Annotated in this window: 17 protein-coding genes; 6 read left to right on the forward strand and 11 right to left on the reverse strand. The window is 71.9% G+C overall.

Annotation, left to right across the window (positions count from 1 at the left end; all coding sequences use genetic code 11):
- The first annotated feature begins 129 nt into the window (after nt 1–129).
- Together QSK22_RS17500 and QSK22_RS17505 are read left to right on the forward strand one after the other, a co-directional pair.
- The gene (locus QSK22_RS17500) at nt 130–1,266 is read left to right on the forward strand and encodes an OmpA family protein (RefSeq protein ID WP_285495369.1); all 1,137 of its coding nucleotides are present in this window, start codon (nt 130–132) and stop codon (nt 1,264–1,266) included.
- Nucleotides 1,267–1,870: 604 nt separating this feature from the next.
- Nucleotides 1,871–5,647 (forward strand): glycoside hydrolase family 2 TIM barrel-domain containing protein, encoded by a 3,777-nt coding sequence (locus QSK22_RS17505; protein WP_285495263.1) that lies wholly within the window; start codon nt 1,871–1,873, stop codon nt 5,645–5,647.
- Nucleotides 5,648–5,732: 85 nt separating this feature from the next.
- Here the strand turns inward: QSK22_RS17505 and QSK22_RS17510 are convergent, their stop codons facing one another.
- Both QSK22_RS17510 and QSK22_RS17515 read right to left on the reverse strand, forming a co-directional pair.
- Complete coding sequence (locus QSK22_RS17510) at nt 5,733–6,623, reverse strand: transporter substrate-binding domain-containing protein (protein WP_285495264.1); 891 nt, start codon at nt 6,621–6,623, stop codon at nt 5,733–5,735.
- 12 nt (nt 6,624–6,635) lie between these two features.
- On the reverse strand, nt 6,636–7,934 hold the full coding sequence (locus QSK22_RS17515; protein ID WP_285495265.1) for a hypothetical protein: 1,299 nt from the start codon (nt 7,932–7,934) through the stop codon (nt 6,636–6,638).
- Nucleotides 7,935–8,631: 697 nt separating this feature from the next.
- Between QSK22_RS17515 and QSK22_RS17520 the strand changes: the two genes are divergently transcribed.
- From QSK22_RS17520 to QSK22_RS17530, 3 genes are all read left to right on the forward strand, one after another.
- Nucleotides 8,632–9,234 (forward strand): hypothetical protein, encoded by a 603-nt coding sequence (locus tag QSK22_RS17520; RefSeq protein ID WP_285495266.1) that lies wholly within the window; start codon nt 8,632–8,634, stop codon nt 9,232–9,234.
- A gap of 167 nt (nt 9,235–9,401) precedes the next feature.
- Nucleotides 9,402–9,683 (forward strand): hypothetical protein, encoded by a 282-nt coding sequence (locus tag QSK22_RS17525; RefSeq protein ID WP_285495267.1) that lies wholly within the window; start codon nt 9,402–9,404, stop codon nt 9,681–9,683.
- Entirely contained in the window at nt 9,680–9,967 is a 288-nt protein-coding gene (locus tag QSK22_RS17530; RefSeq protein ID WP_285495268.1) for a hypothetical protein, read from the forward strand. The genes QSK22_RS17525 and QSK22_RS17530 overlap by 4 nt, the downstream gene beginning before the upstream one ends.
- Before the next feature lie 47 nt (nt 9,968–10,014).
- Here QSK22_RS17530 and QSK22_RS17535 read toward each other — a convergent pair whose 3' ends face one another.
- The 9 genes from QSK22_RS17535 to QSK22_RS17575 all read right to left on the reverse strand — a co-directional run bounded on the left by QSK22_RS17535 (nt 10,015) and on the right by QSK22_RS17575 (nt 20,588).
- Nucleotides 10,015–10,836 carry an SMP-30/gluconolactonase/LRE family protein gene (locus QSK22_RS17535; RefSeq protein WP_285495269.1) on the reverse strand — a complete coding sequence of 274 codons (822 nt, stop codon included), beginning with the start codon at nt 10,834–10,836 and terminating at the stop codon, nt 10,015–10,017.
- A complete protein-coding gene (locus QSK22_RS17540) occupies nt 10,833–12,011 on the reverse strand; it encodes an aldose epimerase family protein (protein WP_285495270.1) in 1,179 nt (392 codons plus the stop codon). The genes QSK22_RS17535 and QSK22_RS17540 overlap by 4 nt, the downstream gene beginning before the upstream one ends.
- 81 nt (nt 12,012–12,092) lie before the next feature.
- Nucleotides 12,093–13,367, reverse strand: a complete 1,275-nt coding sequence (mmsB, locus tag QSK22_RS17545) for a multiple monosaccharide ABC transporter permease (RefSeq protein WP_285495271.1) — start codon at nt 13,365–13,367, stop codon at nt 12,093–12,095.
- Between the two features lie 13 nt (nt 13,368–13,380).
- Nucleotides 13,381–14,940 (reverse strand): multiple monosaccharide ABC transporter ATP-binding protein, encoded by a 1,560-nt coding sequence (gene mmsA, locus QSK22_RS17550; protein WP_285495272.1) that lies wholly within the window; start codon nt 14,938–14,940, stop codon nt 13,381–13,383.
- A gap of 25 nt (nt 14,941–14,965) precedes the next feature.
- Nucleotides 14,966–16,099: a multiple monosaccharide ABC transporter substrate-binding protein gene (gene chvE, locus QSK22_RS17555; protein WP_285495273.1), complete on the reverse strand. Its 1,134-nt coding sequence runs from the start codon at nt 16,097–16,099 to the stop codon at nt 14,966–14,968.
- A gap of 117 nt (nt 16,100–16,216) precedes the next feature.
- Nucleotides 16,217–17,200 carry a U32 family peptidase gene (locus tag QSK22_RS17560; protein WP_285495274.1) on the reverse strand — a complete coding sequence of 328 codons (984 nt, stop codon included), beginning with the start codon at nt 17,198–17,200 and terminating at the stop codon, nt 16,217–16,219.
- Nucleotides 17,201–17,259: 59 nt separating this feature from the next.
- Nucleotides 17,260–18,267, reverse strand: coding sequence for a zinc-dependent alcohol dehydrogenase (locus tag QSK22_RS17565; RefSeq protein WP_285495275.1), 1,008 nt, complete (start codon nt 18,265–18,267; stop codon nt 17,260–17,262).
- On the reverse strand, nt 18,264–19,439 hold the full coding sequence (locus QSK22_RS17570; protein ID WP_285495276.1) for a mandelate racemase/muconate lactonizing enzyme family protein: 1,176 nt from the start codon (nt 19,437–19,439) through the stop codon (nt 18,264–18,266). The genes QSK22_RS17565 and QSK22_RS17570 overlap by 4 nt, the downstream gene beginning before the upstream one ends.
- Before the next feature lie 102 nt (nt 19,440–19,541).
- Nucleotides 19,542–20,588, reverse strand: coding sequence for a LacI family DNA-binding transcriptional regulator (locus QSK22_RS17575; protein ID WP_285495277.1), 1,047 nt, complete (start codon nt 20,586–20,588; stop codon nt 19,542–19,544).
- A gap of 446 nt (nt 20,589–21,034) precedes the next feature.
- On the opposite strand from QSK22_RS17575, the gene QSK22_RS17580 reads away from it, so the two are divergent.
- Nucleotides 21,035–22,459 (forward strand): family 43 glycosylhydrolase, encoded by a 1,425-nt coding sequence (locus QSK22_RS17580; protein ID WP_285495278.1) that lies wholly within the window; start codon nt 21,035–21,037, stop codon nt 22,457–22,459.
- Nucleotides 22,460–22,467 lie beyond the last annotated feature (8 nt).

A 22,467-nucleotide genomic window follows, 5' to 3' on the forward strand; every position in this document is an offset into this window, starting at 1 on the left:
CGTCGCCTTAACAGAGCGGACATCTGGGGGCGATGTCCGTCGGCGGGCGGGGGTGTCTAATGTGTTCGCGTCTGTCGGGTCTTGGGCCTACCATCACGCCTCGTGAGGAAGCGGACTCTTGTGGCGATGATGGGGTTGGTGTCTCTGGTCGGCGCGGGATGCGGGGGCAGCGGGGGCGAGGACTCCGACAAGAAGGCGGGCGGCGCCGCCTCGTCCCGACCCTCCTCGAGCGCGGCGCCCGCGGCCGCGCCGGGGGCGGGGACCCCCGAGCCGAAGAGCTGCCCGCGCGGCGGCAAGCTCATCCCGGCGGTCGAGATCCCCGCCGTGCGCAGCGAGCCGGTGCACATCCCCGAGGCCCGCGTCGGCGGCCAGGTGATCCCGGCGGTGACGATCCCGGGCGTGAACATCCCCGCGCAGCGCGTCCCCGCGCAGTGCGTGACCGTGCAGGAGGCGCCGGGCGGCTGCCTGGGCGCCGTGACGATCCCGCCGACCATGATCCCCGCCGTGGAGATCCCGGCGGTGGAGATCCCCGGCGTCAACGCGGGCGGCATCCACCTGGAGCCCGTGCGCCATGAGGCCGTGCGGCACGAGGCCGTCTACAAAAACGGCGTGTCCGTCCCCGAGGTGTGCCAGGAGAAGCCGGGGCCCGAAGGCGGATACGTCGCCGGCGTCTACCGCAGCTCCCTCTACCGCGGCTCCCTGTACCGGGGTTCTCTTTACCGGGGTTCCCTGTACCGGCCGCGGGCCTGCAACGACGACGGCGAGTGCATCCCCAGCGTGACGGTGCCCAGCGTCAGCGTCCCCGGCGTGTCGGTGCCGGGCGTCTCGTTCCCCGGTGCGAGCCTGCGCGGCCGCATGGTCGGACGCACCGAGGTCCTCGAGGACAAGAACCAGGTGGCCTACCGCATGGACGCCGACGTGCTGTTCGAGTTCGGCAAGGCCGACATCAGGCCGCAGGCGGCGGCCGAACTGGCCAAGGTGGCCGCCTCGATCAAGAAGGAGGCGCCGTCGGACGCGGCGGTCCGGGTGGACGGGCACACCGACGCCAAGGGCGACGAGGCCGCCAACCTGGATCTGTCGCGGCGCCGCGCCCAGGCCGTCGCCGACTGGCTGGCCACCCGCGGCGGCATCGCCCGCTCCCGGCTGAAGATCACCGGTTACGGGGAGACCAAGCCCGTCGCGCCCAACACCAACGCCGACGGCTCCGACAACCCGCGCGGCCGCGCCGAGAACCGCCGCGTCGTCATCTCGGTCGGCCGCGACTGAGCCCGCGCCGACCGGGTCCGGAGGGAGCGCGCCGGTCGGGGCCGCCCGGCCCCGACCGGCCCTTCCGCTCAGCCGCGCCGCCCTGGCGGACACCGGCCCGCCGCCCCTGGCCGGAAGGCGCCGTCCGGCCAGGCCGCCGCCGCGAGCGCGCGGCGCAGCGTACGAGGGCGGCCAGGCGGCGGCCGCCTTCTCGCCGGTGGCGGTGGTGCCCGTGCCTTGGACGGCGTCGACGCCCGAGGTCCGCGGCGCGCAGCGAGGGCGGCTGCACTCGGTGACAGGGCGGATCGGTTTCGGCGCGGTCCGCCCGGCCCGCGATCGCGTCGGCGCGAGCCTCTCCCGCGGCGGCCAGCCGAATTCCGGCCCGCCCATTTTTGGTATGTCCTTTTCAAGAGCAGGGGTGGGGGCGCAAAGGGGGCGGCTGGCGAAAACCGCCACGTCCCGCTGATATCTCTGGCGCCTTTCGCCACACTCGGCCGCGTTCATTGACGAGATCACTTGCGGCGCTTAGCGTCCCAGAACGGGGACTTCACCTCATCCGTCAGAACGCCGTTTCGGGCGTTGTCAGGGGGCTGCGCCCGGACCGCCAGAGGAGGCACCGCGACCCATGCCCCCACCCCTGGGTATCCGCATCCGCTCCCGGCTTGTGTTCGTCCTGGCCGCCGTGCTCGCCGCCACCGGGCTGGCGGCCGTCCCGGCCGCCGCGCACAGCGCGCCGTCCGGGCCGCCGTCCGACGTCTACACCTATCTCGACGACCCCGAGATGACCGGCGAGGGGCAGGAGCCCCCGCACTCGGTGCTGCACCCCTACGACGACCGCGAGGACGCCATCGCCTCCCGCGGCTCGAAATGGGAGCGCTCCCTCGACGGGGAGTGGCGCCTCGCCATGGCCGAGCGCCCCGCCGAGGTCCCCGAGGGCTTCTACCGCGAGGGGTACGACACCTCCGGCTGGACCAAGGTGCAGGTGCCGCACACCTGGCAGAGCGACCGGCTCGACCATCCGATCTTCCGCAACATCCCCACCGAGATGGTGCCGGACGACCCGCCCCGCGCGCCCAAGGACGTCAATCCGACGGGTGCGTATGTGAAGCGCTTCGACATTCCCTCCAGTTGGGACGGGCGCCGCGTCTTCCTGCGGTTCGAGGGCGTCACCAGCGCGTACCTGCTGTGGGTGAACGGCCGGTACGTCGGCTACGACCAGGGCGGCTACACGCCCGCCGAGTTCGACGTCACCGACTACGTGCGCAAGGGCGCCAACACCGTCGCCGTCCAGGTGCACCGCTGGAGCTCCGGGTCGTACCTGGAGGACGTCGACCAGTGGCGCTACAGCGGCATCTTCCGGTCGGTGTGGGTCTACTCCACGCCCAAGACCTACGTGCGCGACGCCTACATCACCACCGACCTGGACGCCTCGTACCGCAACGCCACCCTCAACGCCGTGGTGACGCTCGCCAGCAAGCAGGGCGAGCAGGGGAACCACACCGTCAAGGCCACCCTCGTCGATCCCAAGGGCCGCCGCGTGCAGACCTTCTCCGGCACGACGACGGTCGCCGGCGGCACTGCGACGGTCAAGCTCAGCGCGAACGTCGCCGACCCCGCCAAGTGGACCGACGAGACACCGAACCTCTACACGCTCGTCCTCGAACTGGCCGGGCCGGACGGCCGCGTCACGCATACCACCAGCGAGACGATCGGCTTCCGCGAGATCGAGGTCAAGGACCGGCAGCTGCTGGTCAACGGCAAGCGGATCCTCATCAAGGGCGTCAACCGCCCCGAGACCGACCCCGACACCGGGCGCCACCAGACCCGCGAGCGGATGGACTCCGACGTCGCGCTGATGAAGCGGCTCAACATCAACGCGATCCGCACCGCGCACTACCCGTCCGACCCGTACCTGTACGACCTGGCCGACCGGCGCGGCCTCTGGATCGACGACGAGGTCGACATCGAGACCCACAACTGGGAGAACTGCGACCGGGTCGCGCCCAACGACTGCCTGGCCGACCGGCCCGAATGGCAGAAGGCGTTCGCCGACCGCTTCCAGGCGTTGCTCGCCCGCGACAAGAACCACCCCAGCGTGCTGATGTGGGACACCGGCAATGAGGCCGGGCTCGGCGCCGCGCACACCAAGATGGCCGAGTACGCGACCGCGACCGACCCGACGCGGCCGCTGTACCACCAGTCCAACTCGCCCGACGGCGACGCGCCGTACGCGCACGTGTGGGGGCCGCGCTACCCGACCCCGGCGCGGCTGGAGCAGCAGGCGAACTCCACCACCAAGCCGATCATCATGGGGGAGTACGCCCACGCGATGGGCAACAGCCTCGGCAACTTCCGCGAGTTCTGGGAGGTCGTCCGCAAGTACCCGCAGGTGCAGGGCGGCTTCATCTGGGACTGGGCGGAGGCCAACATGCGGCACCCCCTGACCACCACGCCCGACTCCTCCGGAAACAAGATCAAGAGCTGGCTCCAGGGGATCCCGGAGGTCGTCGACGGGCATGAGGGGAAAGCGCTTTACTTCTCCGGTCTGGACGACTTCGTCGAGGTCTACCGGGACCGCCGGCTCGACATCACCGGCAAGGCCGTCACCCTCGACGCGTGGGTCAAGCCGGTGCGGCCGTGGACCGGCGACTTCACGATGATCGCCAAGGGCGACCACCAGTGGGCGCTGAAGATGAGCGACGAGAACACCCTGGAGTTCTTCGTGCACAGCGGCACGTGGCGCACCGTCCGCGCGCCCGTCCCCGCCGACTGGTACGACCGCTGGCACCGCGTCACCGGCACCTACGACGGCACCGCCGTCCGCCTCTACGTGGACGGACGCGAGGCCGCGCAGGTCCCGTTCAGCGGGGAGATCGACTGGTCGTCGGCCGACCTGAACATCGCCCGCAACCCCGAGACCATGCAGGACAACGACCACGGCCGGTTCGCCAAGGGCACCATCGACCAGGTCCGCGTCTACCCCCGCGCCCTGACCGCCGGGGAACTGGCCTCCGGCGCCGACCCCAAGCAGGACGCGGCGCTGGCGCTCGACTTCGACCGGTTCGACACCGACGGCACGTTCCTGTCCAACGGGCAGAGCCTGTCGGGCGTCGACGGCCTGGTCGGCTCCGACCGGTACGTCCAGCCCGAGACCGCCCAGCTGGCCTGGGTGCACTCGCCGATCCGCGTCACCCGCTCCGGCGAGACCGTCACCGTGGCCAGCGAGCGGGTCTTCGCCGGCACCTCCGACCTGGAGCTGCGCTGGCGCTACACCGAGGGCGACCGGGTGCTGCGCTCCGGCAGCGCGCCGCTGCGGCTCGACCCGGGCGGCTCTACGCAGGTGGCCGTCCCGCCGCCGCCCGCCAACCCGTCCGGCGCCGAGCGGTGGCTGACCGTCGAGGCCGTCCTCAAGGACCGCCAGTGGTACGCGCGGTCCGGCCACGTCGTCGGGTTCGGCCAGTTCCCGGCGGGCGGGACGAAGGTGCCGAACGTCCGCAGGCCCGCCACCGGCACCGTCCGCACCACCGAGAACGACAAGGAGGTCATCGTCACCGGACGCGACTTCCGGTACGTCTTCGACAAGTCCGAGGGCACCCTCACCTCGATGCGCTACAAGGGCGTCGAGCTCGTCGAGAAGGGCCCCGAACTGGACGTGTGGCGCCCCCCGATCAGCAACGAGACCTACACGTGGGGCAACGCCGAGGGCGAGAACTGGCGCCGCGCGGGCCTCGACCGCCTCGTCACGACGCCGACGTCCGTCACCGCGACGCCCGGCGCCACGGCCACGGTGGAGATCGCCAGCCGCGTCCAGGCGCCCGGCTACAACGCCTGGTTCGACCAGACGACCACCTACACGGTGGACGGCTCCGGCCAGATCGAGCTGACCCACCACGTCAGCCCGCAGGGCGACGCGCGCACCCTGCCGTACCTGGCCCGCGTCGGCTACACGGTGAAGACGCCCGAACGCTTCGAGCGCTTCGCCTGGTACGGACGCGGCCCCGTGGAGAACTACAACGACCGCAAGGACGGCACCCCCATGGGCGTGTGGTCGTCCACGGTGGACGAGCAGTACGTCGACTACTACCGGCCCCAGGACCACGGCAACCACGACGACGTGCGCTGGGCCATGCTGTCCGACGGCCGCGCGGGGCTGCTGGTGGGCGGCGACCTGGAGGTCAGCGTCACCCCGTACGACGACCTGGACCGCGCCCTGTACCCGTTCGCCCTCCAACGCAACCCGGGGTGGAACACCCTGCACGTCGACCACGCCGTCACGGGCGTGGGCGACACCCCCAACCCGGTGCGCCCCGAGTACCAGGTGCGCCCTGACCGCGACTACACCTACACCACGATCCTTCGCCCCCTGACCCAGAAGGAGGCTCGCACCGGAACCCTGAACTGATCCGCGCCGAACGTCCGGCCGGACCCCACCCCGGGGCCCGGCCGGACGCATGCGAGACCGAACACGGGCACAGCCGGCGGGGCATTCACTCGACGGGCGGGGTGGGGCGGTTCTCGGGAGCCAGGAGGTGGGGCGCGGCGGGGCGGAGATTCTTGGTGACGATGCGCGCCCAGCGGCCGTCCCGGATCATCTCGTTCAGCGTCCGGTTGATCAACGCGCGGTCGACCGGATCGCCCTTGCGCATGCCGATGCCGTACTTCTCGCGGTGGCTGGAGAACGGCTTGTGGAGCAGCCGCACCTTGCCCTTGTAGCGGGAGTCGGCGGCGAACCCGGCCAGGATCGACTCGTCGGTGGACACCGCGTCGACGGTGCCGTCCAGCAGCAGCGGGAGGCAGTCGCCGAAGCCGTCGACGAGCCGCAGGTGCCGCCTGGCCCAGGCGCTGCCGGTGTCCCGGGGATCGCCGAACCGGATGGCCAGCCGCAGCGGCGAGCTGGAGCCCTTCGCCCCGCAGGTGATCTTGTCTTTGAGGTCGTCCACCTCCGTGATGCTCTTGTCGCCGGAGCGGACCAGGGTGTCCTGCGCCGAGATCAGGTAGGGCCCGGCGAAGTCGATCACCTTCAGCCGGGCCTCGCTTATGGAGTAGCTGGCGATCACCAGATCGACGGCGCGGTTCTGCAGCAGCCGCTCGCGGTTGCCGGAGACGACGGGCTGGAAGACCGGCTCGACGCGCAGTGCCTTGGCGATCTCGATCGCGATGTCGACGTCGAGCCCGGTGCACTTGCTGCCCGCCGCGTTGCACAGCCCGATGCCCGGCTGGTCGGCCTTGATGCCGACGCGCAGGGCCCGGTCCATCGCGTACAGCCGCTCGAGGGACGGCCCCGGCGCGGGCTCGGAGGCGCCGTGGCAGCACGCGGCAGCGGCCAGGGACGGCAGCGCGGCGACGGCTGCCAGGCGGACGGCAGGGCGGTATGGCATCGGGGTCCTCGTTCAGCCGGGTGCCGTCGCCCGCGACCCCGACGGGTCCAGGCGAACCGTGCACGACGGGGGATTGACGGCCAGGCGGGTGACGACCAGGCGCACCCCCCGGCTGCCGAGCCGGCCGAGGTGCACCACCTGGGTGATGTCCTTCTGCCCGGGATGGGAGGTGAACGAGGGCAGCCGCCGCCCGTCGGCCTCGGCGTGCGCGGTGATCTGCATCTCGAACGTGCAGCCCGAGAACGGGTCGGTGGGGGTCACGGCGAGCCGGATGCGCAGCGTCCAGTCCGAGCCCGCGGGCAGGCCCCCGCTGAGGGTGAACACCGGCTGCTGGGACGCGGTGACCTCCTGGGCGGGCACGGTGAACTCCACCGTGCGGGTCGGCCGACCGGCGAGCAGCAGCCGGTCGACCGCGATGCCCGCGCACGCCGCGAGAGCGGCCAGGGGCAGGGCCAGGGCCGCCGCCCTTTTCCGCAGCCGGTCGGCGCGGTGGTGCGCCTCGTCCCGCTGGTGCTGCGCCCGCTCCCGTTCCCGCGCCTCCTCCTGCGCCCTGGTCGCGGCCTCTTCGGCTTTGGCGGTTGCCTCCTCGGCTTTGGCGGTGGCGGCGTCGGCGCGGGCTTCGGCGGCGTCGGCCCTGGCCGTGGCCTCGTCCAGCAGCTTCTCGGCCTGCCGCGCCCGGGCCAGCGCCTGGTCGCGTTCGGCCAGCAGGCCGGAGATGCCGGCGGACGCGGGCTCCTCGGCCCGCACGCCCGCGCCGACGTGGACTCCGATGTCGCGCAGCTGCTCCAGCGCGGTGTCCAGATAGCCCCAGACGTGCAGCTTCCCCTCGCCGATGTCGGGCTCCTGCCCCTGGGCGGCCTGCCGCCACCATTCCAGCCACGCCCCGCGGGTCCCGTACTCGCCGTCGGCGAAGCCGTCCGGATCGTTCTCCGCCAGGAACTCCAGGAGCACGGCGACGCACACCTCGACGCGGCGCCGCGGCGGCACCTTACCCGCCGGGAACTTCCCGGAGACCAGCTCGCCGATCCGCTGCCCGCCCGCCTTGGCCCGGTGGCCGTCGGCGCGGGCCAGACCGCTGTGCTCGACGTCGTTCTTGCGGGCGACCAGGGCGGTCAGGCGCTCCCGGTCGGCATCTCCCGGGTTCTCCCGAAGCCGCGCCTCGGCCTGCCGGCCCTGCACCAGCCAGTCGCACAGCCGCCGCTCCAGTTCCGCATGCGACACGCCGTGGGAGTCCACCGCCAGGTCGAGGGCGCGCAGCATCGCGATGAAACGCACCGTCGACGGTTTGATCTCCCGTTTCGGCCTGGGCACGGCCGCCAGCACCTCCCGACCCCTCCCGGATTCCCCGATCTTTGGGAAAGTCCGGGAAACATTACCTGCCAGCGAGGATAACCGGGAGAGTGCGGAGTCGGTGCGAACAACTCGTCCGGCAGGTCGAATGTGTACAAATAAGTAGAATTGCGGGAGATCATGTGGAACGCATGCGGCGCCCGTCGCCGCACCGTTATCTGCGGATAACGGCGTCCATATTCGGGGAAGCACGTCCGGATCTGTAAGGGGATTGCGCTGCTCTCCCGCGGAACGGCGGGCTAGCGTCGTATTCAACGGCGAGATCAGGCTCGGGCGACCCCCCAGACGTCCTGACCGAAACCAGAAGCCGGGTGCGACCCGCCACCGCGGGCCCAATCCGGCGGCCGTGCGGCGCACCGGACCCGCGCACCGCCGCAAGGCCGTCTTCACGAGACCCGGCGGACCAAGGTCCGTCAGCGTCGTCGTCAACGTCGTCGTCAGCGTCGTCGTCAGCGTCGTCAACGTCGTCAACGTCAGCGTCACCGCCTCCGGTGCCGCTGCGCCTGGCGGAACGGGTCAGGACCGGCGGACCGGCCCGGACGCGGCGCCCCGCCCGCCCCAGGTGCACTCTCGCTGGCAGGAGGTCGACCCCATGACTTTCCCGAAATTCCCGGAATACCGGCGCGAGGTCGATATGTCCGGCACGTATTGCCCTATTTTGTTTTTCGATGTGGCGGGCTTCGGCCGCCCCGACCGCGACGCCGACATCCAGCAGGCCGTGCGGCGCGGGCTCTACCAGATCGTCTTCGGCGCCCTCGACCGCGCCGCCGTGCCGCACACCGTCTACTACCGGCAGGACCACGGCGACGGCGTGCTGGCCGTGCTCCCGCCCACCGTCCCCGTCCTCGCCCTCGCCGAGAGCCTGCCGATCTGGCAGCACCTGGAGATCCGGCGGTACAACAAGTGCGCCAGCCCCGCCGCCCGCATCCAGCTGCGGAGCGCCCTGCACATCGGCCCGGTGTACCGGGACGAACAGGGCGTCAGCGGCCGCGCCCTGATCCACGCCGCCCGGCTCATCGACGCCCCGCCCGTCCGGCGCGCCCTGGCCGACTCCCACGCCGACCTGGTGTTCGCCGCCTCCGACCGGGTGTACGACGAGGTCATCTGCCATCACCCCACGCCGGCCGGAGTCGAGTACCGCCGGTTCGCCGCGCGGGTGAAGGAGGACGAGTTCACCGCGTGGTTCACCGTCCTCGGCGGGCACGCCGACCCGCGCCTGGAGGACCGGCCGCCGCTGCGCGTCGTTCCCGACCACCCCTGAGCGGCCCCTGGCCGGGCCGTGACCGGCGGGGATGCGGCCGCGGTCGGCGCGGCGCGTTGAGCGGCCGGGCCGCCGGCTGATACCGGATGGGAGACGATGTCGGCGCGCTGCTGTAGCGTCTCGGGGGAGACGGGACGCCACGAGACGCACTGTGAGACGGGAGTGGCATGAGCGCACAGCCTGAGGGGCCCGGCGGTGCCGGGCGGGTGCGGCCGGTCCCGCGCACGATCAAGGCCATCGGCGAGGCGCTGACCAGGGAGAAACGCGCCAGGTTCTACGGCGAGGTGCTGACCGCCGAGCAGGGGTCCGAGCTGGACGGCGTGCTGGAGCGCTGGTGGCTGGACGCCGTCCTCGACCAGGTGCCCGGCCGCCGGCGCCGCTACGCCGACGGGGTGGCGGGGCGCAACCTCGTACCGCTGCCGGAGCCGCGCGGCGAATCCGAACGGTGACCGCGCCCCGGCGCGGCTGGACCGTCTTCTGCACCGAGGACGCCGCGGGGGAGATCGAGGCGATGCCGACCCCGCTGCACGACTCGGTGGTCGAGCACTTCAAGGAGCTCGCCCGGCGCGGCGGCGCCGCCATCGACGCCGGACGGCCGCCGCCGGGGCACTGCATGGACGGCGACGCCGTGGCCTACAGCGCGACCGTGCCGGGCCAGCCGGTGATCTACGAGTACGTCGTCCTGGACGACATCCGCGAGTTCCGCGTCACCACCATCGCCTGGCTCCCCTGACCCGCCCCCGGGCGCCGCGCGGAACCGGCGGCGCCCGCACTGTGCGGCTAGGCGGGGAAGGCCGGGCTGGGCAGGCCCTGGCCCGCGTCGGGCAGGACGAACAGCGAACCGGCGTGGGCGTCGTCGTCGGGCGCACCCGTCGCGGCGGTGGTGATGTACAGGTCGCGCAGGTGCGGGCCGCCGAACGCGCACGCCGTCGTCTGGCGGGCGGGCACCTCGACGGTGCGGTCCAGCTCCCCGGCGGGGGTGTAGCGCAGGACGCGGCCGCCGCCCCACAGCGCCACCCACACGCACCCGTCCGCGTCCACGGTCAGGCCGTCGGGCAGACCGGGGACGCGGGTGAACACGCGGCGGTCGTCGCCCTCGAACACGTCGATGCGGCGCGTCGGCGTGTCCACGTAGTACATCAGGCGCCCGTCGGGGCTCCAGGCGAGGCCGTTGCTGACGGTCACGTCGTTCAGGACGGTGGTGACCTTGCCCTCGGGCGTCACCCGGCGCAGGCGCCCCCCGCCGGGGGCCTCGTCGTAGCGCATGGTGCCCGCCCACAGCACGCCGTCGGGGGCGACGGCGGCGTCGTTGCCCCGGCGGCCCTCCTCGGGCCACTCGGCCAGCCAGCGGAACGAGCCGTCCGGCGCGTACAGGCCGATGCCGTCGCGCAGGTTGACGACCAGGCCGCCGGAGGCGCGCGGTTTGGCGGCGCCGACGTGCTGCGGGGTGGGCCGGACGGTGTCCGTGCCGGTGGACGGGTCGTAGGTGTGCACCTCGGAGGCGAGGATGTCCACCCACAGCAGGCGGTCCGCGGCGGTGTCCCAGGTGGGGCCCTCGCCCAGCGCGGCGCGCCGGGCGAGGGCGATCTCGACGTCGGTCATAGGGTGGAGAAGGCGTAGACGGTGGTGGTGTCGTAGGTCTGGCCGGGCCGCAGCACCGTGGACGGGAACTGCGGCTGGTTGGGCGAGTCCGGGAAGTGCTGCGTCTCCAGGCAGAAGCCGTCGCCCTGCCGGTAGGCGCTGCCACCGGTGCCGACCAGGCGCCCGGTCAGGAAGTTACCGGAGTAGAACTGCAGGCCCGGCTCGGTGGTGCGCACGTCCATGACCCGGCCGGACCGCGGCTCGGTGACGCGGGCGGCGTTGCGCAGCCCCCGGCCGTCCAGGACGAAGTTGTGGTCGTAGCCGCGGCCGATCACCAGCTGCGGGTGGCCGTCGCGGATGCGCTCGCCGATCGTGTGCGGGCGGGTGAAGTCGAACGGGGTGCCGCGCACCGACGCCAGCTCCCCGGTGGGGATCAGCGTCGAGTCGACCGGCGTGTACCGGGAGGCGTTGATCTGCAGCTTGTGGTCGAGGATGCTGCCGGAGCCCTCGCCCGCCAGGTTGAAGTAGGTGTGGTTGGTCAGGTTGACGACGGTGGGCGCGTCGGTCGTGGCCCGGTAGCCGATGCGCAGCTCGTTCTTGGGCGTGACGGTGTAGGTGACGGTGGTCTCCAGCGTGCCCGGGTAGCCCTCCTCGCCGTCCTTGCTGGTGTAGGACAGCCGCAGCGACACCTCGTCGCCGTCGCGGGAGGGTTCGGCCTTCCAGACCTTCTCGTCGAAGCCCTTGTCGCCGCCGTGCAGGCTGTTCTCCCCGTCGTTGGCGCTGAGCCGGTAGGTCTTGCCGTCGAGGGTGAAGCGGGCCTTGCCGATGCGGTTGCCGTACCGGCCGATGATGGCGCCGAAGTAGGGGTTCTCGTCCTGGTACGTCGGCGAGAGGTAGCCTGCCAGGCTGCTGAAGCCCAGGGCGACGTTGCCGGTGCGGCCGCGCCGGTCCGGCACCTCCAGCGACTGGACGATCCCGCCGTAGGTCAGCACCCGCACGGTCATGCCGCGGCCGTTGGACAGCGTGTACCGCTCGACCGCGGTGCCGTCCGGCAGCGTTCCGAACGGCTCCTTGGCGATCTTCGGGGCGGTGTGCGCGGGGGCGGCGGCGCCGGGGGACGCCGACGCCGGTCCCGTCGCCGCCACCATGGCGGCGACCAGCAGTGCGGCTCCCGTGAGGGGCGGTAGGAATCTCATGATTCTCCTCTCAGGTGATGCGTTGACCCCCCGAGGACATGGATCCGGCGCCGCGGCCCCGGCGGCGCCGCGCGGGCGCGGCTAGCGCAGCAGCGGGCTGCCGGAGCGGCGCTTGGTCCACACGTCGAACGCGACGGCCGCCAGCAGCACCAGGCCCTTGACGAGCATCACCCGCTCGCTCGGCGCGCCCATCAGCGACATCCCGTTGTTGATCACACCCATGATCAGGCCGCCGGTGATCGCGCCGACCACCTTGCCGACGCCGCCCTGCACGGCCGCGCCGCCGATGAACGCCGCCGCGATCGCGTCCAGCTCGAAGGTGTTGCCCGCGGTCGGGCCCGCCTGGTTGAGCCGCCCGGCGAAGATCACCCCGGCCAGCGCGGACAGCACGCCCATGTTCACGAACAGCCAGAACACGATCGACTTGACCTTGACGCCGGACAGCTGCGCCGCCTGCAGATTGCCGCCCACCGCGTAGATGCGGCGGCCGAACACCGTCCGGTTGGTCAGGATCGTGTAGCCCAGCACCAGCGCCGCCAGCAGCACCAGCACCCAGGGCAGGTTGTGGAAGCGGGCCAGCTGCACCGTCACCGCCATGATCAGCACACCGGCGGCGGCGATCTTCAGCACGAACACCGGGAGCGGGTCGACCGTCTGCCGGTAGCCCAGGCGCGCGGCGCGGGTGCGCCACTGCGCCACCGCCAGCCCGGCGACGACGGCGATCCCGACCAGCAGGCTGAACAGGTCCGCGCCGCCCAGCACGCCGAGCCCGATGTTGCCGAGGTAGCCCTCGGTGAACCCGTTGGACAGCGTGCGCACCTCGTCGGGGAACGGGCCGATGCCCTGGTTGCCCAGCACGGTCAGGGTCAGCGCGCGGAACAGCAGCATCCCCGCCAGCGTCACGATGAACGACGGGATGCCGAAGTAGGCGATCCAGTAGCCCTGCCAGGCCCCGATCGCGGCGCCCGCGGCCAGCGTCAGCAGCAGCGCCAGCGGCCAGGCCACATCGTGGTTGACCATCAGCACCGCGGCGATACCGCCGGTCACGCCGACCACCGACCCCACCGACAGGTCGATGTGCCCGGAGATGATGATCAAGATCATCCCGATCGCCAGGATCAGGATGTAGGAGTTCTGCACGATGATGTTGGAGATGTTCTGCGGCTGCAGCAGGTCCCCGCCGGTCAGCACCGTGAACAGCACGACGATCAGGGCGAAGGCGATGTAGATGCCGCTCTGCCGGACGTTGATCGTCAGCTGGGACAGCGACCTGCCGTTGCCCGGCCCGGACGACGCCGGGGCGGTCTTGCTCGCGGTCGCGCCGGCGTCGGCGCTCGCGGACGCGGTACGACTCATGAACGCCTCCCGCTCATCGAACCTTCTCCTGTTCCTTGTCCTTGGTCATCAGGTACATGAGGCGTTCCTGGGTGGCCTCCGCGCGCGGCACCTCGCCGGTGATCCGGCCCGCCGACATCGTGTAGATGCGGTCGCACATGCCCAGCAGCTCGGGCAGCTCGGAGGAGATCAGCAGGATCGCCTTCCCCTCCCCGGCCAGCCGGTTGATGATCGAATAGATCTCGTACTTGGCGCCCACGTCGATGCCGCGGGTCGGCTCGTCCAGGATCAGCACGTCCGGATCGGTGAAGATCCACTTGGACAGCACGACCTTCTGCTGGTTGCCGCCGCTGAGCTTGCCGGTGACCGCGCCGACGTCCGGCGCCTTGATGTTCAGGCTCGCGCGGAACTCGTCGGCGACCCGGTACTCCTCGTTGCCGTCCACCCAGCCGCGGGTGGCCAGCCGCGACAGCCCCGCGGCCGAGATGTTGCGCTTGATGTCCTCGATCAGGTTGAGCCCGTAGCGCTTGCGGTCCTCGGTGGCGTAGGCGATGCCGTGCCGGATGGCGTCCTGCACCGTGTGCACGTCGATCGGCCGGCCGTCCTTCAGCACGCGCCCGGACGTGCCGACCCCGTACGAGCGGCCGAACACGCTCATCGCCAGCTCGGTGCGGCCCGCGCCCATCAGCCCGGCCAGCCCGACGATCTCGCCGCGGCGCAGCGTCAGCGACGCCCCGTCCACCACCTTGCGGTCGTGCTGGGACGGGCTGTGCACCGTCCAGTCCTCGATCCGCAGCACCTCCGCCCCGATCCGCGGCTCCCGCGGCGGGTAGCGGTGCTCCAGGTCGCGGCCCACCATCCCGGTGATGATCCGGTCCTCGGTGACGTCGTCGGCCTTGGCGTCCAGCGTCTCGATCATGCGTCCGTCGCGCAGGATGCTGATCGAGTCGGCGATCGCCAGCACCTCGTTGAGCTTGTGCGAGATGATCACGCTGGTGATGCCGTCGTCGCGCAGGCCGCGCACCAGGTCCAGCAGGTGCGCGGAGTCCTCGTCGTTGAGCGCTGCCGTGGGCTCGTCCAGGATCAGCAGCTTGACCTTCTTGGACAGCGCCTTGGCGATCTCGACGAGCTGCTGCTTGCCCACGCCGAGGTCGGCGATCGGGGTGACCGGGTTCTCCGGCAGCCCCACCCGCTCCAGCAGCTGTGCGGCCTCGTGGTTGGTGTGGTTCCAGTCGATGAACCCGCCGAGCAGGCCGCGCCGGCGGGCGCGCTCGTTGCCGAGGAAGATGTTCTCGGCGATGGACAGCTGCGGGCACAGCGCCAGCTCCTGGTGGATGATGACGATGCCGCGCTCCTCGCTGTCGCGGATGCCGGAGAACCGGCACGGCTCGCCGTCGAAGAAGATCTCCCCGTCGTACGAACCGTGCGGGTACACCCCCGACAGCACCTTCATCAGCGTGGACTTGCCCGCGCCGTTCTCCCCGCAGATCGCGTGGATCTCACCGCGCCGCACCGTCAGATCGACGCCGGTCAGGGCGTTGACGCCGGGGAACCGCTTGGTGATGCCCTGCATCCGGAGGATGTCGTCGGTCATGTCGGATTCCTGTCGGTCGCGCCGGTCACTTCAGGCCGACTTTGTCCGCGGTGTAGTAGCCCGTATCGATCAGCGCCGTCTTGACGTTGTCCTTGGTGACGATGACCGGCTCCAGCAGCTGGGACGGCACGACCTTGTTGCCGTTGTCGTAGTCCTTGGTGTTGTTGACCGTCGGCTTGCCGCCCTTGAGCACGGTGTCGGCCATCTTCACGGTCGCGTCCGCCAGCTTGCGGGTGTCCTTGAAGATCGTGGAGTACTGCTCGCCGGCCAGGATCGACTTGACCGAGGCGACCTCGGCGTCCTGCCCGGTCACGATCGGGTACGGCTGGCCGGCGGTGCCGTAGCCGTTGCTCTTGAGGGCCGACAGGATGCCGATGGACAGCCCGTCGTACGGCGACAGCACGCCGTGCACCTTCGACCCGTCGCGGTAGGCGTTGGTGAGCAGGTCCTCCATGCGCTTCTGCGCGGTGGCCGGGTCCCAGCGCAGGATCGCGATGGTCTTGAAGTCGGTCTGGCCGCTCTTGACCTTCAGCACGCCCTTGTCGATGTACGGCTTGAGCACCGACATCGCGCCGTTGTAGAAGAACGTGGCGTTGTTGTCGTCGGGCGAGCCTGCGAACAGCTCGATGTTGAACGGCCCCTTGGCGGAGCCCTCCGAGCCGTCGGCGTTCTTGACCTTCAGCCCCACCAGCAGCGAGGTCGCCTGCTGCACGCCGACCTTGTAGTTGTCGAACGTGGCGTAGTAGTCGACGTTCGGGCTGTTGCGGATCAGCCGGTCGTAGGCGATCACCTTGATGCCGTTGTCGGCGGCCTGCTGCAGCTGGGTGGTCAGCGTGGTGCCGTCGATGGAGGCGATGATCAGCAGCTTGGCGCCCTTGGTGATCTGGTTCTCCAGCTGGTTGACCTGCGTGGGGATGTTGTCCTCGGCGTACTGCAGGTCCACCTTGTAGCCGAGCTTCTCCAGCCCTTTCTTGAGGTTGTCGCCGTCGGCGATCCAGCGCTCGGACGAGCGGGTCGGCATGGTGACGCCGATCAGCGCGCCGGAGTTGTCGGCGGACCTGGCCTCCTTGTCGATCGTCTTCTCGCTGGACCCGCAAGCGGTCAGCGACGCGGTGAGGGCGAAGGCGGAGAGGACCGTAGCGATGCGCCCGATTCTCATGGGTTACTCCTCCGGGGTGGGGGCCGCCCGCTCGCGCCGGATGCGCGGGGGCGGTGCTCGGGGATGGGGAGGGGGCTCGGTGGGTCAGGGGGGTTCGGTGCGTCGGAGAGCGGTGGTTCAGGGGGCGGTGAGCGGTGCGGCGGCGCCGGCGGCCGGGAACCGCTCCAGCGGCCCCGGGTCCCGGGAGCCGGGCGGCGACATCCCGCCGTCGGCGCCGAGCCGGGCGAGGGTGTCCAGGACCAGGCGGCCGCGCCGCACCCGCTCGCGGCCGCTGTCCACCGCCAGCTGCCGCAGGTGGCGGCCGACCGGGTAGATCGGGGCGGCGTTGCGCAGCCCGAACTTCAGGTAGATGGGGGCGCCGCAGCGGATCAGCTCCGCCGCGTCGTACAGGCGGACGAATCCGCCGAGGTCGTCGGGCGCCTCGACGTAGAAGTCCATGGGCGCGGCGCTGACCGCGCGGATCTCGGCGATCTGCGCGAGCGTCAGGTCGCTGGGCACGTTGACCGAGTCGGCGCCCAGGTGCTCCCACACCTGGTAGGACGCCGGGTTCACCGGCCCGACCAGCGCCGACACCTTGAACGTGACGTCGGCGGGCAGCCGGCCGGCGGCGCGCATGCGGTGCAGCGTCCACAGCACGCCCTCGTCGGCGACCAGCAGCGACGGCACGCCGAGCGCGACGGCCCGCTCGGCCTCCTCCACGCACTGGGCGAGCTGGTCGCGGCCCCGGGCGCGCGGCCCCGCCGTCGGGTAGGTGCGCGACCCGCCGCCCGGCTCCCACGAGCCGCGCGGGCCGAGGAACAGGCACAGCTCGATGTCCCGTTCGCGGCAGGCGGCGACCATCTCGGAGATCTCGGCGTCGGTCAGCATCCACACGCCCGACCCCTGGCTGATGCGGTGCAGCGGCACGTCCAGGCGCTCGCTCTCCTCCAGCACCGCCGCCAGCACGGCCGGGCCCTCGCACGACGGCAGCTCGGTGCGCCAGGTGCCGCCGTCGGGGAAGGCGCGGGCCGAGCCCGGCGCGGTCTCGGGACGCGGCGGGAATCCCAGCTCGCCGAGCGCGTGCTCGCCGGGCAGCCGCGGGCGGGCGTCGGGTCCGTCCATCAGGGGAGTCACCTCTGCTAGTACTCGAAAGCGGACATCGGACGTGTCATTCGGGGGCGTCATCCTGCGTCGGGGCGGAGCAGCACCTTGCCGGCGCTGGGCGACGCGCTCAGCGCGAGCGCCTTCTCGAAGTCGGCCAGCGGCAGCTCGTGGGTGATCAGGCCGGCGGGCCGCAGCACGCCGCTGTCGAACGCGCGCACCGCGTACGCCCAGTCGGCCGGGCCCGCGCCGAACACCGTGTGCAGGGTGAGCGCGCGGGTGACCAGCAGCGCGGTCGGCACGGCGTCGGACGGGTCGCCGGGGATGCCGGTGACGACCACCCGCCCGCCGCGGCGGGCCAGCGCCACCGCCGCGTGCCCGGTGCCGGGTGCGCCCGCCGTCTCCACGACCACGTCGAAGGACTCCTCGGCGGCCTCGCCCGGCCGGTGGAAGACGGTGGCGCCCGCCGCCAGCGCGGGCTCGCCGCGCTCGGTGCGCGGGTCGATCGCCGCCAGCCGGGCCGGGGACGCGGCCGCCAGCAGCTGCAGCGCCAGCATGCCGAGCGTGCCGGCGCCGACCACCGCGGCCGTCTCGCCGGGCCGCAGCGCCGCATGCCGCACCGCCGCGGCGATCACCGCGGCCGGCTCCAGCAGGGCCGCGGCGCGCAGGTCGGCGCCGGGCGCCAGCACGTGCAGCAGCCGCGCCGGCACCAGCAGGTGGTCGGCGAACGCGCCCGGGCGGGTGAACCCGGTCTCGTCGTAGCCGGAGGCGCACAGGTTGGGCGCGCCGTTGCGGCACGGCCCGCACACCAGGCAGCCGCGGAACCCCTCGCCGACGACCCGGGCGCCGACCAGCGCCTCGTCCACGTCGGGGCCGACCCCGGCGACCGTGCCCGACCACTCGTGGCCCGGGACGATCGGGTAGGTGCAGAAGCCGGCCGGGCGGGCGCCCTCGAACAGCTCGCGGTCGCTGCCGCACAGCCCGGCGGCGGCCACCCGGACCAGCGCCTCGCCCGGTCCGGGCTCGGGCACGTCTGCGACGACCAGGCGCGAGCGGCGTGGTTCCTCGACCACCAGTGATCTGCTCATGAGCGCGCCTTCTGCGAGTCGGGGCCGGTGCCCCGGCGCAGGTGCCAGTCCTCGGCGAACAGGTCGAAGTCGGCGTTCTGGCGGGGGAACTCGGCGACCGCGTCCAGGTCGAGCTCGACGCCCAGCCCGGGCCGCTCCGGCAGCGCGAAGTAGCCGTCGACCACCTCCGGCGCGCCGGCCGCGACCTTCTTGATCGGGGCGTCGGCGAAGTCGTTGAAATGCTCCAGGATCTTGAAGTTGGGCACGCACACGCCCAGCTGCAGGGTCGCCGCGGTGAGCACCGGCCCGCCCACGTTGTGCGGCGCGACCTGCACGTAGTGCGTCTCGGCGGCGGCGGCCAGCTTGCGCACCTCGGCGATGCCGCCGAAGTGGCCGACGTCCGGTTGCACGATGTCGGCCGCCTGCCGCTCGAACAGCTCCCGGAACTCGAACCGGTCGTGGATGCGCTCGCCGGTGGCGATCGGCAGCCCGGTGTGCGCGGAGACCTTGGCCAGGGCCTTGAGGTTCTCCGGCGGGACGGGCTCCTCCAGCCAGCTCGGCGCGTACGGCTCCAGCAGCTCGGCCAGCCGGATCGCGGTCGCGGGGGAGAAGCGGCCGTGCATCTCCACCAGCAGTTCGCAGTCGGGACCGACGGCGTCGCGCACCGCCTCCACCAGCGCGATCGACCGCATCGTCTCCTCGTGGTCGAGTTCCATGCGGCCGGCGCCGAACGGGTCGAGCTTGAGCGCCCGGTAGCCGCGCTCGACGACCTTCTTGGCGGCGGCGTGGAACTCGTCGGGGGAGCGGTCCACGGTGTACCAGCCGTTGGCGTACGCCTTGACGCGGTCGCGGACCTTCCCGCCCAGCAGCCGCCAGACCGGCTGGCCGAGGGCCTTGCCGACGATGTCCCAGCACGCCATCTCGATGCAGGCGATGCCGGACATCACGATCTCGCCGGCCCGGCCGAAGTCGCCGTACTTCATCCGGTGGACCAGGTCCTCCCGGTCGAAGGGGTCGGTGCCGACGATGTGCCGGCGTTCGGCCTCGGCCAGGTAGCCCAGCAGGGCGTCGGTATGCCCGAGCATGCGGGTCTCGCCCACTCCGGTGAGGCCCTCGTCGGTGTGGACGGTCACGAAGGTCAGGTTCCGCCACGGGGTGCCCACGACATGGGTCTCGATCTTGGTGATGCGCACGGCCTGTCTTCCTGTTCGCGGCGATCTTGGTCAAGCGCTTGTTGGTGGTAGCGCTAACATTATGCCTGGCACCGATCTCCCCTTGTGTCGCGTCGTTCCTGGTCAGCGCCCCGGCGGCGCGGCGGTGCTCTCCCGCACCACCAGCTCGGGCTCCACGGTGCGGCGCGGGAAGCCCGCGCCCTCCGGCGGCGGGGTCCCGTCGATGCGCTCCAGCAGCAGCTGGAACGCGTGCCGCCCCACCTCGCCGAACGGCTGGCGGACGCTGGTCAGCGGGGGTGCGAAGTAGGGCGCCTCCGGCACGTCGTCGAAGCCCACCACGCTCACCTCCTCGGGGACGCGCCGGCCCGCCTCGCGCAGCGCGCGCAGCAGGCCGAGCGCCATCGGGTCGTTGGCGGCGAACACCGCGGTCACGTCCGGGTCGGCGGCCAGCCGGCGGCCCTGCTCGTAGCCGGACCGGGCGCTCCAGTCGCCGCTCAGCGGCTCGGGGACCTCCCGGCCGTGCTCGGTCAGCACCGCGCGCCAGCCGTCGACGCGCGCGCTGCCGTCGATCCAGTCGGTCGGCCCGGCGATGTGCCACACCGTCTGGTGGCCGAGGCTGAGCAGGTGCCGCACCACCCGGGCCGCGCCCGCCCGGTGGTCGACCACCGCCACCGGCGCCGGCACGTCGTCGCCCACGCCGACCACGACGACCGGGAAGTCCGGCGGCAGCCGCCGCAGCCCCTCGGCCGCCGACTGGTGCGGCGCGATGATCACCACGCCGTCCACCGACTGCCCGCGCAGCCGCTCCACCCCGTCCTCGATGGCGCGCGGGGTCAGCGTGCTCAGGCTGGCGATGTTGACCGAGTAGTCGGCGGCGCGGGCGGCCCGCTCGATGCTGTAGAGCATGGACGCCGGCCCGTACAGGGTGGTGTCGAAGCTGACCACGCCCAGCACCCCGGACCGGCCGGTGGCCAGCACGCGGGCGGCGGAGTTGGGCCGGTAGTCCAGCTCCCGCATGGCGGCGAGCACCCTGGCGCGGGTCTGCGGCCGCACCTTCTCGGGGGAGTTGAGCACCCGCGAGACCGTCATGGCCGACACGCCCGCAAGGGCGGCCACGTCCTCCATCACCGCGGCGCGGGGCCGGGCGGGCGGGGGTGTGGCGGCGGTCACGTGACCTCCTTCACGTCGGCGTGCCCCGAATGTTTGCGCTAACGAAACGTGCTGTCAATACCCCTGAAAAAACCCCTGATAGCGCCAACATCCCGACCCGGGGCGGCGGCGGACCCCGCCCGCGCCCCGCCGTCCCGGCCGCCCACCGCGCGCGGCAGGCCCCGCGCACGAGCCCATCACGCAAGCCTCCCGCCGTCCACCCGCCGCGCCCGGCGGTGAGTCGACGGGGGCGGCGCGGGGCGGGGACCCTCGCTGCCGCGCCTCCGGGGCCGCGCGGCGGCGGCTGCGGGATCGTCGGGACGGGCGTTGACGGGGGAGGAATGGGCGTCTACAGTCGCGGCAAGCGCTTTCCTGTGGCATTTCGCGAAGTGCCGGATCCGTCAGGCCGTGACCTGAGGAGTTCCGCGATGCCGGAGTTCTTTTCCGTGCGCAGAATCATTCCCCTCGTGCTTTTCGTGCTGTTGGCCGGCGCGCTCGGCGCCGTTCCCGCGACCGCCGCGCAAAAAGCCGCCGCGGCGGCGACCCCGGGGGTCCGGTACACCAATCCGCTGGTGGAGCAGCGGGCCGACCCGCACGTCTTCAAACACACCGACGGCTACTATTACTACACCGCGACCGTACCCGAGTACGACCGCATCATCCTGCGCCGTTCCAGGACCATCCAGGGGCTGGCGACGGCGTCGGAAAAGGTGATCTGGACCAAGCACGCGACCGGTGAGATGGGCGCTCACATCTGGGCGCCGGAAATCCACTTCATCGACGGCCGCTGGTACGTCTACTTCGCCGCCGGAAGCGCCGAGGACGTCTGGCGGATACGCATGTACGTGCTGGAGAACGCGGCGTCCGACCCGTTCACCGGGACATGGCAGGAAAAGGGGCGCATCGTCACCCCGTGGGACACCTTCTCCCTGGACGCGACCACGTTCACGCACCGCGGAACGCGCTATCTGGTGTGGGCGCAGCAGCCGCCGGGAAGTGACATCAACTCCGGCATCTACATCGCCAAGATGGCCAATCCGTGGACCATCAGCGGGCAGCCCGCGCTGCTGTCGACGCCCACCTACGACTGGGAGACCCGCGGGTTCAAGGTGAACGAGGGCCCGGCGGTCATCGAACGCAACGGCCGGGTGTGGATGACGTTCTCGGCCAGCGCCACCGACAGCAATTACTGCATGGGCCTGCTGTCCGCGCCGTCGTCCGCCGACCTGCTGGACCCGGCGTCCTGGACCAAGAATCCGCAGCCGGTGTTCACCAGCAACGACGCCACCGGCCAGTACGGTCCGGGGCACAACTCCTTCACCACGTCCGAGGACGGGCTCAGCGACCTGCTCGTGTACCACGACCGCAACTACAAGGACATCTCCGGCGACCCGCTGGACGACCCGAACCGCCGCACCCGGGTGCAGAAGATCTACTGGAACGCCGACGGCAGCCCCAATTTCGGGATTCCGGTGAGCGACGGCGCCACCCCGTACCGCCTGGCCGCCCACAACTACCCGGAGCACCACATCCGGCACCGCGACTCGCAGGTCGTGCTGGAATCCGGAACCGACGACCTGCCGGCGTCCCAGTTCAGGATCGTGCCCGGCCTGACCGGGACCGGGACGGTCGCGCTGGAATCGGCCGACGACCCCGGCTACTTCCTGCGCCACCAGGGCGCCGAGGTGCGGCTGGAGAAGAACGACGGGTCCGCCGCGTTCGCCGCCGACGCCTCCTTCCGGCAGCGCGCCGGGCTGGCCGACGCGCAGGCCGTCTCCTTCGAATCGGTGAACCGGCCGGGCGAGTACCTGCGGCACCAGTACTTCCAGCTCCGGATCACCGCGGCCGGCGACGACCTCGGCCGCGCCGACGCGACCTTCCGGCTCGAATAGGAACGACG

This window comes from Actinomadura sp. NBRC 104425 (assembly GCF_030269545.1).
Classification (GTDB): Bacteria; Actinomycetota; Actinomycetes; order Streptosporangiales; family Streptosporangiaceae; genus Spirillospora; species Spirillospora keratinilytica.